The following is a 16047-nucleotide window of genomic DNA, read 5'->3' as shown; positions in this document are numbered from 1 at the left end:
GGCCCTTTTACTTGAAACTATAATTTAGTTACTTTTTACCAGATTGAGAATTCAAGTAGTTAAAGAATTCGCTATCAGGCTCCAACACAATCACGTCTTGCTTACTGTTGAACGCGCTTCTATAAGCATCCATACTTCTCAAGAATGAGTAAAACTCAGGATCTTTAGAGAATGTTTCAGCATAAATCTTTGCAGATTGTGCATCACCTTCACCACGTAACTGACGAGCATTACGTTCAGCATCAGCCAACATAATCGTTACCTTAGCATCGATGTTGGCGCGGATAATCTCACCTTGCTCTTTACCTTCAGAACGATACTCTCTTGCAGCTGCAGCACGTTCAGAGCGCATACGGTTAAAGATTGAATCACTGATTTCTGTTGGTAAGTTTATTTGTTTTACTCTTACGTCAATAATCTGGATACCAAGCTCATCAGAACTGCCTGAAGCTTGTTTCATTGCTTCATCCATCAATTCACTACGCTCACCAGATACAATCTGTTTGATAGTTCGTGAACCAAATTCTGAGCGAAGTCCGTTATTTACTTTCTGCTTCAATAGGCTTTCTGCTTGAAATCTATCTCCGCCTGTAGACAGATAGTAACGTTCAAAATCTTGAACTTTCCATTTAACATAAGAATCGACGATTAAGTCTTCCTTTTCGATAGTAACGAATCGATCAGGTTGCTCATCCAAAGTTTGAATGCGCGCATCTAGCGTCTTAACCTTATCAAATACTGCCAACTTCAGATGCAGGCCCGGTGTATACACCATGGTTTTGCCATCATCATCTTGAACCACTTTACCGAATCTAACAACGATAGAACGCGTACCCTCTTTAACCACAAAGATCGAACCATAACCAATAGCCAACAAGACTATTAACACGATAGCTAATAAATTTTTCATGTTTTAGTTTCTCCCTTGTCTAATGCTACTGCGAGAATTGGTATCTTGCGTTCTATTTAATAACTCTTCGGCCGCTGGTGAATTACGCAAGCCTTCTAAAGTATTTTTAGCTTGGTCACGTTGAGCTTGAGTTTGTGTATTTTGACGTTCCATTATCTTGTCCAAAGGCAGATACATCATGTTTCCGCTTCCCTTGGTGTCAACGATAATTTTGCTGGTGCTGGCATAAACCTGCTCCATCGTTTCTAGATATAAACGCTGTCTAGTTACAATTGGCGCTGCTTGATATTGTGGAAGTAACTCTTCAAATCGAGCCACTTCACCCTGAGCTTCCAAGATTGAACGTTCTTTATAAGCCTGAGCTTCTTCGTTCATTCGATTCACTTGACCACGCGCTCTTGGCTCAATTTCTCTAGCATAAGCTTCAGCTTCACGAATAAAGCGTACTTCATCTTCTTGTGCCGCAATCGCATCATCAAAGGCCGCTTTTACTTCTTGCGGAGGACGTGCGTCTTTAAAGTTCATATCGATAACATTCACACCAATATCATAGGCATTGATAATGCTAACCAATTCTTCACGAACACGTTGTCTTGCTGTCTCACGACCATCAGTCAAAATGTCATCCATACGAGTATGACCAACCACATAGCGAATGGCGCTATCGAGAGCTTGGCTTAAACTTCTTTCTGGATCTGTTACGGAGAATTTCCATTTATATGGGTCGGCAATACGGTATTGCATTTCCATTTCAACGCGTACCATATTCTCGTCTTCTGTCAGCATTGCTCCTGCCGAACCCAAAGAACTAATATTTTGTACGTTAACCGGAATGATTTCGTCGATAAAAGTCATCTTCCAGCTTAAACCTGGCTGTGCTAAGACGCCGGTATTCTCACCGAATCTAAGGATTACGCCACGTTCTGCTTCTTTGATGGTGTAAAAACCACTCAGTGCCCATACAACCACAACAATTGTTAGTGCCAAGCCAATGCCCAGGCCTGTATAGCTTTTACCGCTACCACCGCCATTACCACCTGACTTACCAAACTTGCCAAATAAATTTTTCAGTACTTCATCAAGATCTGGTGGACCTTGTTCTTTACCGCCGCGATTTTTCCAAGGGTCGTTTTTATCACCACCCGGCTCATTCCAAGCCATACAAGTACTCCGTATTTAAAGTCATTAATAGTTACAGTTTTTGTTTAATTGCTATTTATACTTACCATTGAATCGAATAGATTTGTCTTTATGTGAATAAGACCTTATAAAATGTAATTAGTTAAACGATTATCTAATTGTTTATTAATCTTATTCCAATCACTTTCCAACATTTTGATATCAACCAACCAATCGCCGTCTTCTGAATAGCTTTGATTCTTTATACAATTAAGATTATAGAGCATTCCACGCAAGCTGCCTTCATTTGGTGGCACTTTTAATTGATGCTCAACCATTGCTTGCTGTAAACATTCAGTGAGGGCATTTTTTAATAAATCAATACCCAAACCGTCTTGCGCTGAAACCCAAACTCGAATTGGCCGACCAGTATCGTCCCTATCTATCTTTGGTTCAACACCATCTAGCCTATCTATTTTATTGCAAATGATTAATTGCGGTACATCACCGGCATCAATTTCATCAAGTACTTCGTTTACTTGGTCAATATATTCAAGGTACTGCTCGTCGGCATAATCAATAACGTGCAGTAATAAATCAGCTTCTTGCGTTTCTTGGAGCGTGGCTTTAAATGCCGCAACCAAGTCATGTGGCAAATGCCTGATAAAGCCTACTGTGTCAGCTAAAATAGCTTGGCCAACTTCTTCCAATTCAATTTTACGCAAAGTAGGGTCAAGTGTCGCGAACAATTGGTCCGCAGCATAAACACCTGCGTCTGTAATTGTATTGAACAATGTCGATTTGCCCGCATTGGTATAACCGACTAGCGATACCGTTGGTATTTCGGCGCGCTTACGAGAGCGTCGACCTTGTTCCCTCTGTTTTTTAACTTTTTCGAGACGTTTTAGAATGCCTTTTACTCGAGCTCGTAATAAACGTCTGTCAGTTTCTAATTGAGTTTCACCAGGGCCACGCAAACCGATACCGCCTTTTTGGCGCTCTAAGTGAGTCCAGCCTCGGATAAGTCGAGTCGATAAATGGCGTAATTGTGCTAATTCGACCTGCAATTTACCCTCGTGAGTCCGTGCTCGCTGAGCAAAGATATCAAGTATCAAACTTGTACGGTCAAGCACACGACAGCATATTAACGCTTCAAGATTTCTTTCTTGTGAAGGTGAAAGTTGGTGATTAAAAATCACAACATCTGCGCCAATGGCTTTAACGGTATCTGCTATTTCTTGAGCTTTACCGCTACCAACGAAGAATTTAGCATGTGGGGCACGTCGAGATGTAGTAAGCACAGATGCAGTTTTCACACCTGCTGAACTCACTAACATTTGCAATTCGTTCACGTCTTCCTTGTTGCTTTCATCAGAGAAATCAACGTGAACTAAAACAGCCTGTTCACCGGCTTCGTAACGATCAAACAAATAAGGCTCCGTTTACATTACTTTCAATTATAACGACTTGAGTGTAGATAGTGATGTTGAAGCCTTGGGGCATTACTCGCCTTCGCCGTCGCCTTGAGTAGGCATTACGATAGCTCTAGCAGGCACAACCGTAGAGATTGCATGCTTATATACCATTTGGCTTACTGTATTTTTCAAAAGGATAACAAACTGATCAAATGACTCCACCTGACCTTGCAGTTTGATGCCATTTACAAGGTAAATAGATACTGGGATACGTTCTTTTCTTAAAGCATTTAAGAATGGGTCTTGAAGTGATTGACCTTTAGCCATTTGTGATCCTTACTCTTATTATTATGTTTTTTATTCTTTAGGAATACTCTCACTATTTGACGAGTGTATACTATTCAAGCAAAAATATGTACCCAATTTTAACGAATATACGGCAAAATCAAATCGATATTTTTTGAATCGCCAGTTTCCAATGAAATAGCGCCTTCCCAGCCACGTAGCCATGTAATTTGACGTTTAGCAAGTTGCCTTGTAGCAATAATGCCCTTTTCTCGCATTTCGTCATAACTAAACACGCCATCGAGATATTGCCACATTTGACGATAGCCTACACTACGAATCGCTGGCAAATCTAAATGTAAGGCTTTATTTTTTCGCAAGTTCTTCACTTCTTGCTCAAAGTTGTTCTGTAGCATCAGATCGAAACGTTGCTCAATTCTCTTATGAAGCAATGCGCGATCCTCAGGCATCAAACTAAATTGCACAAAATCATAGGGCAATGGTTCTGGTTTTATGCCCTGCAAGGCTGTCATTGTTTTACCTGTTAATGCATATACTTCCAAGGCTCGCATTATTCGCTGAGGGTCGTTTTGATGTATTCGAGTGCCACTTTCGGGGTCTATTTCTTTTAATTGTTCGTGTGCCGCTTCCAAGCCATGCTCGTCGATGAATAATTGAATCTGAGCGCGCGTTTTCTCATCCGCATTTGGTAAGTTCGACAAACCTTTTATCAAACCATTGAAATACATCATTGTACCGCCGGTTAGGATCGGCACTTTTCCTCGGCTAAGAATATCTTCGATACAGGCGATTGTATCTTTGCAAAATTCAGCTACAGAGTATGATTGCTCAGGCTCAACAATATCTATTAGCCAATGTGGGATCCCCGCCTGCTCTTCCAAGCTGGGTTTAGCCGTGCCAATATCCATATGGCGGTAAATTAACGCAGAGTCGACACTGATAATCTCCCCATTTACAGCCTGAGCCAATTCAATAGCCAGTGCGGTTTTTCCTGAAGCGGTAGGGCCCATGATGGTTACCACCTTAGGCAATGCTTTGTCATTTTCAATTTGCGCCGCTATCGTTTCACTCATACTAGTTTGTGTCTGTCGAAAAATGTATCGCTGGGACCGCATTGCTCTGTGCAAATCGCTCTATTAATTCTAGCTGCTGAGTTTGTGACAAGGATTGTAAGCAATTTGCAAGCTCTGCATAGGTGAATTCATGAGATTGTGCCCAGCAAAAACAAATAAACTGTAGTAAATGCTCACCATTATTAAAAGCATGTTCAGAGTCCAGAAGCATAGGCAAAATGGAAACCCACGGTAATTGTCTTAGGCTTGCCGGCACTTGTTTTAATATCCACTTGCCAGCATGTAATTGAATATCAAAACCGAGTTCTTCCAATAGACTTAATCTCTTTTGGCGTGCTGACTCAAGCGTTTGACTCTCGGCGCTCTGCTGAATTCCGGCGACATCTCGTTTAACTGAAACTGGCATGAGTAATGGTTGCTGAACACCCGAAGACTGAATTTGCTCATAAAATACCTTAGCCGGTACATAAAAAGCAGGAAGGAAAACAACTGTTTCACCGCGCACAAATACCAATTGCTTTGACTCGGTGAGCAAAAATGAGAATGGCGTATTATCAAGACTAGCTTCACCTTGAGCATCAGAATGACTTGTGCTCATGAGGTTTTGATATTGCTTAGCCGCCCCCTTATTCACTTCACCATTGCCATGGAAGGCTCTACCCGCATATGAGCTAGTTTTATTCTCAAAGCCTTTGGCCTGAGGCGAGTAAGTTGAAGGTGAGGGGCTTCTTTGCAAAGGGGCAATGTAACTCGTGTCCGGTGCTCCCCCTTGTGGTTGCTGGTAAGCATGTTTTGGGACTTCGTATAAGGAAGTCACATTGCTGTTTTCCGTATCACTCTCGTCGCTTGGATCAAACTCAATAGCGTCTGTTGAAGCACTCATCAATAATGCATCAGAAATACTCTTATAGATAAGATCATGCACTTCTCGGCTGCGATGGAATCGAACTTCATGTTTCGCAGGGTGCACGTTAATATCCAACTCTTCTGGGGGCATCGTAATAAATAGAACAAATGCCGGATAGGTTTGCGAATCAATCATGCCTTCAAATGCTTGGCGAATCGCATGCAGAATTACTCTATCTTTCATCATGCGGCCATTAACAAAGCTATATTGCAAATCGTTAGTGCCACGCCCCTGACCAACAGAGTTACACCAGCCAGTGACCTTCACGTTTTGATATTCACCCTGCACACAGATACTTGATTGTACGAAAGCGTGACCACAAACTGCAGCTATTCGTTTATCTTTTAATTCAGGTGTGACGGCTGGAAAGCGATGCACAACTCTACCGTTATGCTTCAGAGTAAAACCCACTTCGAAATGACTTAAGGCGATACGTTTAAAAATTTCATCTACATGCTGAAATTCAGTTTTCTCTGCTTTTAAGAATTTGCGGCGCGCTGGTGTATTAAAAAACAAATCAAGTACTTCAACAGATGCACCTTTTGGATGCGCTGCTGGGTTGAGTTGAATTTCCATCTCCCTACCTTCGCAATGTGCCTGCCAAGCCTCGCCTTGTTCGTCTGTTTTTGATGTCAATGTTAATCGACTGACAGAACTAATACTGGCTAGCGCTTCGCCACGAAAGCCCAAACTAGTAATCGACTCTAAGTCGTCGATATCCTCAATTTTACTGGTTGCGTGTCGGCTTAACGCCAAGCTCAGTTCTTCTTTTGGAATGCCCTTGCCATTATCGCGAATCAGCATGCGTTTGTGGCCGCCTTTATCAATTTCGACCAAGATATCAGTGGCACCTGCGTCGATGCTGTTTTCTACTAATTCTTTTATGACAGATGCGGGTCGCTCAACCACTTCGCCAGCGGCAATCTGGTTCGCAAGTCGAGCGGGTAGTATTTTAATAGTCAATGCAAGATCTTCGCTTAGTTAATAGGCTGGAATAGTCAGTACTTGCCCTATTCTTACTAAATCGCCCTTAATACCATTTGCTTCTCGCAAACGGTCTAAATCGACATTATAGCGCTTCGCCAACAAAGAAAGCGATTCACCACTCTTAACTTTGTGCTGTTTCGGCTGATTATCGCGTTCAATGGACCACAAGGTACCCTCTGGCGGGGCGTTTCTGAAAAAGAGTTTAATAGACTTGAACAATGAATCGGCCAACTGCTGACGGTACGCTCGCCAATTTAAGTTTTTCTCTTCTTGAGGATTAGAAATAAACCCAACCTCAACCAGAATGGAAGGTGTTTCAGGTGCTGTTAACACGGCAAAACTCGCACTTTGCGGCGTCTTTTTATGCATTCTCGTTACTTTCTTCATTTCTTTTATGACTTTGTTACTCACGTCATAGCTTGAAGCCCGCGACAAATCCATCGACATGTTGAAAATTGTTTCTGCGAAATAACGCTCAGTATCTCGGTCACCGATCACGTTTGCCGCCGAGCCTAGCAATTCAGAGTTTCTTTCTGTTCTTTCTAATAGTCTACCCAATTCACTGTCTGCTCGCCCTTTGGACAAGACCCAAACTGAGCCGCCTCTTGGCTGCGGCGATGAATATGCGTCAGCGTGAATTGAAACGAGCAGGTCAGCACTTTCTTTTGTGGCAAAGTCAGGGCGATCGTTTGGGCTAATATAATAGTCACCGGTTCGCGTCATTACCGCTCTTAAACCTGGCTCATCATTAATGCGTTTCTCAAGCATTTTACTGATACTTAAAGTGATGTTTTTCTCGTAGGTACCCTGAGGTCCAATAGAGCCTGGGTCGACACCACCGTGCCCAGCATCGATGACAATCACAATATCTTTATCGCGTTTTGGCGCAGCTTTGTTTGTCGCAACAGCAATTGGATTGGGGTCCTTTAAATCAATTACGATTCGGTGACCAAAGTCAGCGCTGGGTTCTAAGGAAAACAGCTCGGAATTCACCTCTTTGTTTAACTCAATAACCATACGCATATCAGTTGCCAACTTAGGCCTTGAGTGACGCATTTTTTTAATCAGATTGCTGGTGTTGTCGACTGTTTTAAAGTTGAATTCACGATTGGTGTTTTTGAAATCAACCACAAGCCGCTCGGGGGACTGCAACGTAAAGAAGGAATATGCTGTTTGCTGGGAAACATCAATAACAATGCGAGTGTTCTCATTGTTCGGAGAAATTCTTATGTCAGTAATATTAGATTGTGCTTGAGCATACGAGGCCAGACTAACGAAAAACGCTAGGATGATACTCACTACTTTGCATGCAACTACATTTTTGTTCATTGTATTTTATTATTCTTATTGTACCAACATCCACAGCCTAAGGTTAACACAGTATCGAAACATACAGAATGACCTTACTGACTTCCTTTATCCATGCACTTGGGCTACTCATGCTCTTTTACCGTACACTCGTTCCATCCATGCAGTCCCTAGAGACTTAAACTAGCGGCCCTTGAAACAATAAAAGATCTTTTACGCCTCTTTCATCGAACTAATTATGCACTCACCAGCTTCAGACTTGGCGAGAAACTCAAATTGTCTACTTTCGTCACCTTGGCCACTTTCACTATCAATCTTTATATCTAACTCAATATCCGGCTTAGCAAGTAAGCCCCAACCTTTTTCTGCCCATTCAATTAGGCACATACTGTTTTTGCTGAAATAGTCCCTAATTCCCATAAACTCGAGCTCTTCAGCGTCCGCCAATCGATAGAGATCAAAATGAAATAGCTTAATATCGTCTATTTCATATGGCTCAACTAAAGCATAAGTTGGGCTTTTCACACTACCTACATGGCCTAAAGCTTGAATTAAATGGCGCGTAAAGGTCGTTTTACCCGCCCCCAAATCACCATTTAGGTAGACAGTAAGCCCTCCTAAACCCGTTTGCTTTAGTGTCGCTGCCATTTTTTGGGCAATACTTTTAGTATCATCTTCTGAATGAGCTACAAATTTGTTCTTGATCATAGTGCCGATAGACTCTTAACTACTCGTTAATTAACATGCGCACTGTATCAAATAAATCACTTGCTAGCATGCCTCTTTGCCCCTGACTTTCAGCAACTATATCGCCAGCCTTCGCGTGTAAAGATACACCATATTGGCAAGCCAAATGCGTTTCTACGCTTTGTGCCATTAATGAACCAATAATGCCGGTTAATACATCACCCATACCTGCTGTTGCCATGCCTGGGTTGCCATGCCTGCAAACCCAAGAGTTCTGCTCGTCGTCTATAATGGTTCCCGCCCCTTTTAGGACACAAGTTGTGTGATATCGTTCCGCAACTTGACGCGCAAATATGAACCGATTGTTTTCAACCTCTTCAATACTCACACTTAACAATCGAGCTGCTTCACCGCTGTGCGGGGTCATTACGCAATCATCAATGTTAATGAAAGCCGCTGTACTTGCCATGATATTTAATGCATCGGCGTCGATAACCATAGGTTTTGGATGAGTCTGACAATAGTGTAATACTGTATCGTAGGTAGCCTTCGCCCAATCATCCTGACCTAAACCAGGACCAATGACGATGCATGTTGCCCACTCCAAGGCTTCATCTAAACCCGAAGTTGTCACCATAATTTCAGGCCGGCCAGCGCTAATTTGTACTTTCGAACTTTCGTGTGCAAACACTTTAACTAAGCCAGTACCGCTGCGTAATGCTGCTTCAGCACTGAGTCGAATAGCGCCCGCCATACCTGCATTGCCACCTACACATAGTAAGCGCCCATACGTGCCTTTGTGGCTGTGCACAGGTCTAGGTGCTAATCCTTTAAAATGTGCAATATCCAATGCGTTTGCGTCACTGCGCGCCAGTTCTGCAAACGCTTTTCCTATACCGAGATCTTCAAATACAAGCTTCCCACAAGACTGTTTCCCTGCGCCAGTGGTTAAGCCCAACTTAATACCGATAAAGGTAATCGTCATATCCGCCTGAATACAACGACCTAATGATTCGCCGGTATCTGCATCTAAGCCACTTGGTAAATCGATACTAACCACCGGCACCTGAGAATTATTGATAGCGTCAATAACATCGGCAAACTCGTTGCGAATGATGCCCACAATGCCGATACCTAATAAAGCGTCGATGATCAAGTCACAGCGCTCTAGCATTTTGATATCAAAAGCTTCGACCTTGCCGCCATTATCGAGCCAAGCTTTTTGCGCTCGAGCGGCATCACCGACTACTTCACGACTTGGGTCAATTGCACACAAAACGACCGACTTACCTGCATTTACAGCATTTAAAGCGGTAATGTAGCCATCTCCAGCATTGTTCCCAACTCCGACTAATATAAGATAGTTGTGTGCAATGGGCATAAATGAAACGCAACGTTCAAATACAGCTTTTCCTGCTCTTTGCATGAGCTCAAATTTAGAGACCCCTACTTTTGCAGCTGCTTCTAATTCCAAATGCTTAACTTGGTCAGCACGATAGAGTTTCTGTGTTAGACTTGGGGCTGTATTTTTATGCAACATGTGAATGTGTCCGTAGAAAATGTCCGTTATTAATTCAATAGATTTAAACCAGCTCCGAGACAATATCAAGACTTGGGGTAAGGCGCTAGGTTTTCAGCAAATAGGAGTCAGTGATGTTGATCTGAATCAGCATGCGAAGGCGCTGAAAAATTGGCTTGAAAATGGGTATCACGGCAATATGTCTTTTCTTGAACGTAATATTGATAAACGCCTTTCACCTAGCGAACTTGTTCCTGGCACCTTGCGTATTATCAGCGTTCGCATGGACTACCTGCCGCCAGACGCTTCATTTGCGAGTAACTTAAAATCATCCTCAACTGCCTATATTAGCCGCTATGCTTTGGGTCGCGACTATCACAAAGTGATTCGTAAGAAGCTACAAAAATTAGCAGAACAAATACAAGAATATACTCAAGATCTGTCATTTCGCCCGTTTGTTGATTCAGCGCCTGTCCTAGAACACGCCATTGCAGAGAAGGCAGGCATCGGATGGACAGGTAAGCACTCACTTACCATCAATAAAGAAGCGGGATCCTATTTCTTTCTTGGTGAATTATTTATCAATTTGCCCTTACCGGTCGATAAAGCTGTTGAGGAAAATTGTGGTAAATGTACCGCCTGCATTTCCATCTGTCCTACTCAGGCCATTGTCGCTCCTTATATCGTTGATGGTCGTAAATGCATCTCATATTTAACCATAGAAAATGATGAAGCGATTCCAGTCGTTTACCGCAAGGCGATAGGAAATCGCGTCTATGGTTGCGACGATTGTCAACTAATATGCCCTTGGAATAAATATGCAGAAGTCACCAAAGAAAAAGATTTCTTTGCCCGTCAACACATGCACAATCGTTCCTTGTTAGATTTGTTTCGTTGGTCTGAAGAGGAGTTTTTAGTGAATACTGAAGGCTCCGCTATAAGGCGAATTGCTTATCACAGATGGAGACGTAATCTCGCTGTGGGTTTGGGAAATCAAATACCCCAAAGTTATGAAGAAGCGCAAGAGTTACGCTCGGAACTACGCAGGGCGCTTGAAATAATAGAAGCTTCTGAACAAGAAAACTCAAAAGATAAGAACGCGGAATTAATGGTCGCTGAGCATATCCAATGGGCTTTAGATGAACTTTCGATTTATGACGCAGACTATGCTTTTGAAGATAGTTTAAAAATAGCCGAGATAAATGTGGCTGAGAGAAATATAGCCGAGAGAAATAAAGCGGAGAATAAAAACGTTAAAACGTCTGTTGGAAAAACTGAGAGCTTAGTAGGCAGTCGTAAAACCGAAAGACTGATCCGCAGTATTGAAAAAGGCATGCCAAAACACAAATAAAAACGTCGACTACTTAGAAAAATAGTCGACGTTTTTGTAGCTCAGGTTTGATACCACCCTAGGCTGTTTTATTTGTGATATTGCGCACTGTATTTATGAACCGCATCAACAAACACACCGGCATTCTCAGGTGGTACGTCTAAGTGGATGCCGTGGCCTAAGTTAAATACGTGACCTTCACCTTCACCGAAGCCAGCAAGGATATCTTTCACTTCTTGCTCTATGCGCTCTGGTTGTGCATACAAAATTGAAGGGTCCATATTACCTTGAAGCGCTACTTTGTCACCTACACGAGCTTTTGCATCTGCAATATCAATCGTCCAATCTAAGCCCAAAGCATCACAACCTGTAGCCGCAATTGCTTCAAGCCACATACCGCCATTTTTGGTGAATAATGTGACCGGTATTTTCTCACCTTCGTAAACTCGGGTTAATCCAGCAACAATCTTCTCCATATACTGCAAAGAGAAAAGTTTATAATCGCGCGGACTTAACACGCCGCCCCAAGTATCGAAAATCATGACAGACTGAGCGCCTGCCGCGATTTGCGCGTTAAGATATAGAATGACAGAGTCGGCAAGTTTGTCTAGTAAGGCATGCAAAACTTGTGGTTCGGCAAAAGCCATTTTTTTAATCTTAGTGAACGCTTTGCTTGAACCGCCTTCCACCATATAGGTAGCTAAAGTCCACGGGCTTCCAGAAAATCCAATAAGCGGCACTTCGCCTTTTAAATTCTTGCGAATGGTGCGAACTGCATCCATTACGTATTTTAATTCAATTTCTGGATCGGGCACTGGTAATTTGTCCACACCGGCTTTATCCACTATCGGTGACTTGAACTTAGGGCCTTCGCCAGTTTCAAAATAAAGGCCTAAGCCCATTGCATCTGGAATCGTCAATATATCTGAAAACAGGATCGCTGCATCGAGAGGAAAACGGCGAAGCGGCTGCAAAGTCACTTCACACGCCAATTCGGGATTAGTGCACAATGCCATGAAGTCACCGGCTTCCGCACGAATTTCTTTATACTCAGGCAAGTAGCGCCCGGCTTGGCGCATCATCCACACAGGAGTGACGTCAACTGGTTGTTTTAAGAGCGCGCGTAAATATCTATCATTTTTTAATGGGGTCATGCTTTACTCATTGTGAAATTTGAAACTGACTCGATAAGAGATTAGTACTTCAGACTTAGGCGCTTGAGATCAGCCTTTGCCTACACTTTATCTATTCCAAGCAAACTTACATCCTATTATACCGACTTTTTTTGCATTCTTTTTCGCGTTTCTTCAATTAATCTTCCTGCAATCGAATATTTTGGTGGCACATTGGGTAGATTATCGATATCAAACCAATGCGCTTCAATAATTTCCTCACCATCCACTTGTATATCGCCGCTATCGAATTCCGCCAAGTAACCAACCATCAAAGAGTGCGGGAACGGCCATGGCTGGCTATTAAAGTACTCTACGTTTTTCACTTTTAGGCCAACTTCTTCAAACACTTCGCGATGCACAGCTTCTTCCAATGTTTCACCACTTTCTACAAAACCCGCTAAGGTAGAAAAGAACCCAGACTCTTTCTGGCGCTCGCCCTGTGCAAGCAAGATTTTATTCCCATTGCGGATTGCCACAATGATGCAAGGAGAAACACGCGGGTAGCAACGGTGATTACATGTGTGACAATGCATCGCCATTTCCCATGAAACACGGCTCATTCGTGAACCACATCGCCCACAGAACTGATGAGTTCTTAAAAAGACGGCGTATTGCCATGCCTGAGCAACATGTTGAAAGTCGGCTTTTGGCATTGTCATAACAACTTCACGCAAACTAATTGAACGCACAGATTCATGTTCAAGAATTTCTTTTTGCATATCGACAAGGTGATGCTCAACATCATCATTGCTGTGGATGTGCACTGCTTGCTTGGCGTATTCAGCAAATATTTCTTCGGCAAGATCGGCGAGTAAATGAATACCGGCGCTTAAGTCAGCTTCCGCTGGCACTAATAATCTGTCATTAGAAAAAATAAAATAGCGTTTGGTTTTTATCATGGACCGCATAGCTAACCTTCTTATTGCTCAGACAGTGTGATGAGCATTCGTTTAAGGGTGCTAAAACTATATTAATATCTGTGATTTTGCAAAGGTAAGTGCATCCTAAAAAAATGATTAATTAGATTGCAGAAATGCACAGTGTTCATAAAAGTTGTGTTAAATAAATGTCTCTTATTTACTATTGTCGAAGCGCACTCCGGTGTTATACTCTGCGCTGTAATTCAAATGTATTAAAAAATGCTCAAAACAGGAAAATAAACTTGGTCTTATCCAAACAAAATCAAGCACTTTTGGTTAAAGCAAAGTCATATTGCGAAGTGAAAGGGGCCCGTCTCACGCCGCTTCGTGAGCGTGTATATGAAATTCTTTTAAATCAAGAAAGTGCAATTGGTGCCTATGATTTATTAGACGAATTACGCAAAACTGAAGACAATGCTAAACCTCCTACGGTTTATCGAGCTTTAGATTTTTTCCTTGATTTGGGCCTTGTGCACAAAGTCGAATCCACTAATGCATTTATGGCCTGTCATCACTTCGGCTGCAGTCACCCGGTGCAGTTTCTTATTTGCGATACCTGTGGTGATGTTCAAGAAATTCAAAGCGCTGGTGTGAAGGAAACGCTCGAAGCTCAAGCCGAGCAGAACGATTTCATGATCGTCCGTCAAACCATTGAAGCGCATGGCGTTTGCCAAAAATGCCAATAGAAAAAGTGAGTGTCTCATTTTTGCGACTAAAGTCGGTAAAAAACCTACAATACCCTCCATTTGTTGCGAAATATCAATAAAATCCTTAAAGATCCGAAGCTTTGGTTGGAATCGCTTGTAATTTAAGCGATAATTACATCGCTATAACAACAATACTTATTTGGATAAAAAGGAAGTCATAAAATGAAACGCTCAATGCTTTTCACAGCAGTTGCAATTGCAACAATGTCTGCAAACACGCAAGCTCAAGAAGCTCCATCCTACGAAAACTGGGTTGGTGGTTTTGCTCAGTATTACGCTCCAGATTCAGATAAGCCTGAGCCTTTGGGTTATTTAGACGACGGTAAAACATTAGGTGGCGAATTAGGTTTTCGCTTCGATCCTAACTGGGGTATCCGTTTCGAACTTTCTCGCATATTTCTTGACATGGTAGGCCCTAACCGTCCAGGTTTTGGTGATGACGGTGTTATGTTGGGTGCTGATGCAATGTACTTCTTAGACAATGAAGCAGCCTATTTCTTCGGTGGTTTACGTGAACAGTCTATTGAAGATAACTATCGCATGATGAGCTACGGTGTTGGTAAACACTGGGAAGTTAGCGAAAACGTACGCGTTATCACTGAATTAGCGGGTTACCGTGATTTCGGTCAAGCTTACAACGAATATAGCGCTAAGCTTGGTTTAGCTTATATCTTCGGCCAAACTAGTTCTGCTCCAGTGCGCAAAGATTCAGACAACGATGGCGTTTATGACGCTGTAGACCGTTGCCCTGCTTCTCCTGCAGGTACAGTTGTTGATGCTACTGGTTGTAGCGTTGATATGGATAAAGACGGTGTTTTAAACTCTGTTGACCAATGTCCTAACACTCCTGCTGGCGCGAAAGTGTCTGCGAACGGTTGTGAAATCAAAGACGCTGATAACGATGGCGTTTTAGATATTAACGATTCATGCCCGAACACACCTGCTGGTACTGAAGTAAATGCCAAAGGCTGTGCAGTAGACTTAGATAAAGACTCTGATGGTGTGTTGGATAGTAAGGACAAGTGCCTTGATACACCAATGACTGACAAAGTTGATGCCGATGGTTGTAGTGTATTAGTAGAAAAAGAAGTGTCGATCGCAATTGACGTTCTATTCGCTAATAACAGCAGCAAAATCGAAAACCCAGATTCACAAGAGTTTGTAGAGTTTGTTGAATTCATGAACCGTTACGGTAATACAATCGCTGTTATTGAAGGTCATACTTCATCAGTAGGTCGTGCTGAATACAATCAGTTCCTTTCACAAAAACGTGCCGACGCTGTTAAGCAAATGCTCATCACCAAATATGGTCTTGACGGAACTCGCTTACAAGCACAAGGTTTCGGTGAAACACAATTGAAAGATCCTGCTAACACAGCAGAAGCACATAAAATTAACCGTCGCATTGAAATTAAAGTTTCAACTAAAGTAAAAACTAAAGCGGCTCGTTAATTTCGTAACAAATTACTTTAAGTAATACATGCAGACGCCAACTTTAATAGTTGGCGTTTTTTTTACCTTTAATAATAGCTCGTTAAATAATGGCTCATTAACGTCTTTTTCAATAAAAGCCCATCGCTCGTCACCCCTTCTCCGTTGAAACAGAATAATCCAAGCTCTAAATACTTTATGCCAGTCTAATACCTTAGTCACATTGTCGACAAAACAAGCCTTAAAACTTGAC

General features: G+C 42.3%; 14 protein-coding genes. 3 read left to right on the top strand and 11 right to left on the bottom strand.

Features of this window, described 5'->3' with window-relative positions:
• Positions 1-28: 28 nt before the first annotated feature.
• From hflC to ACKLNX_RS06750, 9 genes are all read right to left on the bottom strand, one after another.
• Positions 29-910, bottom strand: coding sequence for a protease modulator HflC (gene hflC / locus ACKLNX_RS06790; RefSeq protein WP_412971751.1), 882 nt, complete (start codon positions 908-910; stop codon positions 29-31).
• Between the two features lie 3 nt (positions 911-913).
• Entirely contained in the window at positions 914-2071 is a 1158-nt protein-coding gene (gene hflK, locus ACKLNX_RS06785; protein ID WP_411694510.1) for an FtsH protease activity modulator HflK, read from the bottom strand.
• Positions 2072-2175: 104 nt separating this feature from the next.
• The gene (hflX, locus tag ACKLNX_RS06780) at positions 2176-3459 is read right to left on the bottom strand and encodes a ribosome rescue GTPase HflX (RefSeq protein ID WP_411694509.1); all 1284 of its coding nucleotides are present in this window, start codon (positions 3457-3459) and stop codon (positions 2176-2178) included.
• Between the two features lie 72 nt (positions 3460-3531).
• Positions 3532-3771 (bottom strand): RNA chaperone Hfq, encoded by a 240-nt coding sequence (hfq, locus tag ACKLNX_RS06775; protein WP_411694508.1) that lies wholly within the window; start codon positions 3769-3771, stop codon positions 3532-3534.
• Between the two features lie 98 nt (positions 3772-3869).
• On the bottom strand, positions 3870-4823 hold the full coding sequence (gene miaA / locus ACKLNX_RS06770; RefSeq protein WP_412971750.1) for a tRNA (adenosine(37)-N6)-dimethylallyltransferase MiaA: 954 nt from the start codon (positions 4821-4823) through the stop codon (positions 3870-3872).
• A gap of 1 nt (position 4824) precedes the next feature.
• A complete protein-coding gene (gene mutL, locus ACKLNX_RS06765; RefSeq protein ID WP_412971749.1) occupies positions 4825-6693 on the bottom strand; it encodes a DNA mismatch repair endonuclease MutL in 1869 nt (622 codons plus the stop codon).
• An 18-nt stretch (positions 6694-6711) separates the two neighbouring features.
• Positions 6712-8046 carry an N-acetylmuramoyl-L-alanine amidase gene (locus ACKLNX_RS06760; RefSeq protein WP_411694505.1) on the bottom strand — a complete coding sequence of 445 codons (1335 nt, stop codon included), beginning with the start codon at positions 8044-8046 and terminating at the stop codon, positions 6712-6714.
• Positions 8047-8238: 192 nt separating this feature from the next.
• Positions 8239-8733 carry a tRNA (adenosine(37)-N6)-threonylcarbamoyltransferase complex ATPase subunit type 1 TsaE gene (tsaE, locus tag ACKLNX_RS06755; RefSeq protein ID WP_412971748.1) on the bottom strand — a complete coding sequence of 165 codons (495 nt, stop codon included), beginning with the start codon at positions 8731-8733 and terminating at the stop codon, positions 8239-8241.
• 19 nt (positions 8734-8752) lie between these two features.
• Positions 8753-10252: an NAD(P)H-hydrate dehydratase gene (locus tag ACKLNX_RS06750; protein WP_412971747.1), complete on the bottom strand. Its 1500-nt coding sequence runs from the start codon at positions 10250-10252 to the stop codon at positions 8753-8755.
• A gap of 19 nt (positions 10253-10271) precedes the next feature.
• Here ACKLNX_RS06750 and queG point away from each other — a divergent pair, with 19 nt between their 5' ends.
• A complete protein-coding gene (gene queG, locus ACKLNX_RS06745) occupies positions 10272-11582 on the top strand; it encodes a tRNA epoxyqueuosine(34) reductase QueG (RefSeq protein WP_412971746.1) in 1311 nt (436 codons plus the stop codon).
• 68 nt (positions 11583-11650) lie between these two features.
• On the opposite strand, the gene hemE is transcribed toward queG, so the two are convergent.
• A complete protein-coding gene (hemE, locus tag ACKLNX_RS06740; protein ID WP_411694501.1) occupies positions 11651-12715 on the bottom strand; it encodes a uroporphyrinogen decarboxylase in 1065 nt (354 codons plus the stop codon).
• Positions 12716-12831: 116 nt separating this feature from the next.
• Positions 12832-13644: an NAD(+) diphosphatase gene (nudC, locus tag ACKLNX_RS06735; protein WP_412971745.1), complete on the bottom strand. Its 813-nt coding sequence runs from the start codon at positions 13642-13644 to the stop codon at positions 12832-12834.
• 254 nt (positions 13645-13898) lie between these two features.
• On the opposite strand from nudC, the gene ACKLNX_RS06730 reads away from it, so the two are divergent.
• Both ACKLNX_RS06730 and ACKLNX_RS06725 read left to right on the top strand, forming a co-directional pair.
• A complete protein-coding gene (locus ACKLNX_RS06730) occupies positions 13899-14342 on the top strand; it encodes a transcriptional repressor (protein ID WP_411694499.1) in 444 nt (147 codons plus the stop codon).
• 183 nt (positions 14343-14525) lie between these two features.
• On the top strand, positions 14526-15815 hold the full coding sequence (locus ACKLNX_RS06725) for an OmpA family protein (RefSeq protein WP_412971744.1): 1290 nt from the start codon (positions 14526-14528) through the stop codon (positions 15813-15815).
• Positions 15816-16047 lie beyond the last annotated feature (232 nt).

Origin of the sequence: Glaciecola sp. MF2-115 (assembly GCF_047250385.1) — a bacterium.
Taxonomy (GTDB): Bacteria; Pseudomonadota; Gammaproteobacteria; order Enterobacterales; family Alteromonadaceae; genus Glaciecola.
This window is presented reverse-complemented; position numbering and strand designations above follow the sequence as displayed.

Coding starts and splice junctions, on each gene's coding strand:
- hflC (WP_412971751.1), bottom strand. CDS start 910: ATGAAAAATTTATTAGCTATCGTGTTAATAGTCTTGTTGGCTATTGGT.
- tsaE (WP_412971748.1), bottom strand. CDS start 8,733: ATGATCAAGAACAAATTTGTAGCTCATTCAGAAGATGATACTAAAAGT.
- nudC (WP_412971745.1), bottom strand. CDS start 13,644: ATGCGGTCCATGATAAAAACCAAACGCTATTTTATTTTTTCTAATGAC.
- ACKLNX_RS06725 (WP_412971744.1), top strand. CDS start 14,526: ATGAAACGCTCAATGCTTTTCACAGCAGTTGCAATTGCAACAATGTCT.
- hfq (WP_411694508.1), bottom strand. CDS start 3,771: ATGGCTAAAGGTCAATCACTTCAAGACCCATTCTTAAATGCTTTAAGA.
- hemE (WP_411694501.1), bottom strand. CDS start 12,715: ATGACCCCATTAAAAAATGATAGATATTTACGCGCGCTCTTAAAACAA.
- ACKLNX_RS06750 (WP_412971747.1), bottom strand. CDS start 10,252: ATGTTGCATAAAAATACAGCCCCAAGTCTAACACAGAAACTCTATCGT.
- hflK (WP_411694510.1), bottom strand. CDS start 2,071: ATGGCTTGGAATGAGCCGGGTGGTGATAAAAACGACCCTTGGAAAAAT.
- miaA (WP_412971750.1), bottom strand. CDS start 4,823: ATGAGTGAAACGATAGCGGCGCAAATTGAAAATGACAAAGCATTGCCT.
- queG (WP_412971746.1), top strand. CDS start 10,272: ATGTCCGTTATTAATTCAATAGATTTAAACCAGCTCCGAGACAATATC.
- ACKLNX_RS06760 (WP_411694505.1), bottom strand. CDS start 8,046: ATGAACAAAAATGTAGTTGCATGCAAAGTAGTGAGTATCATCCTAGCG.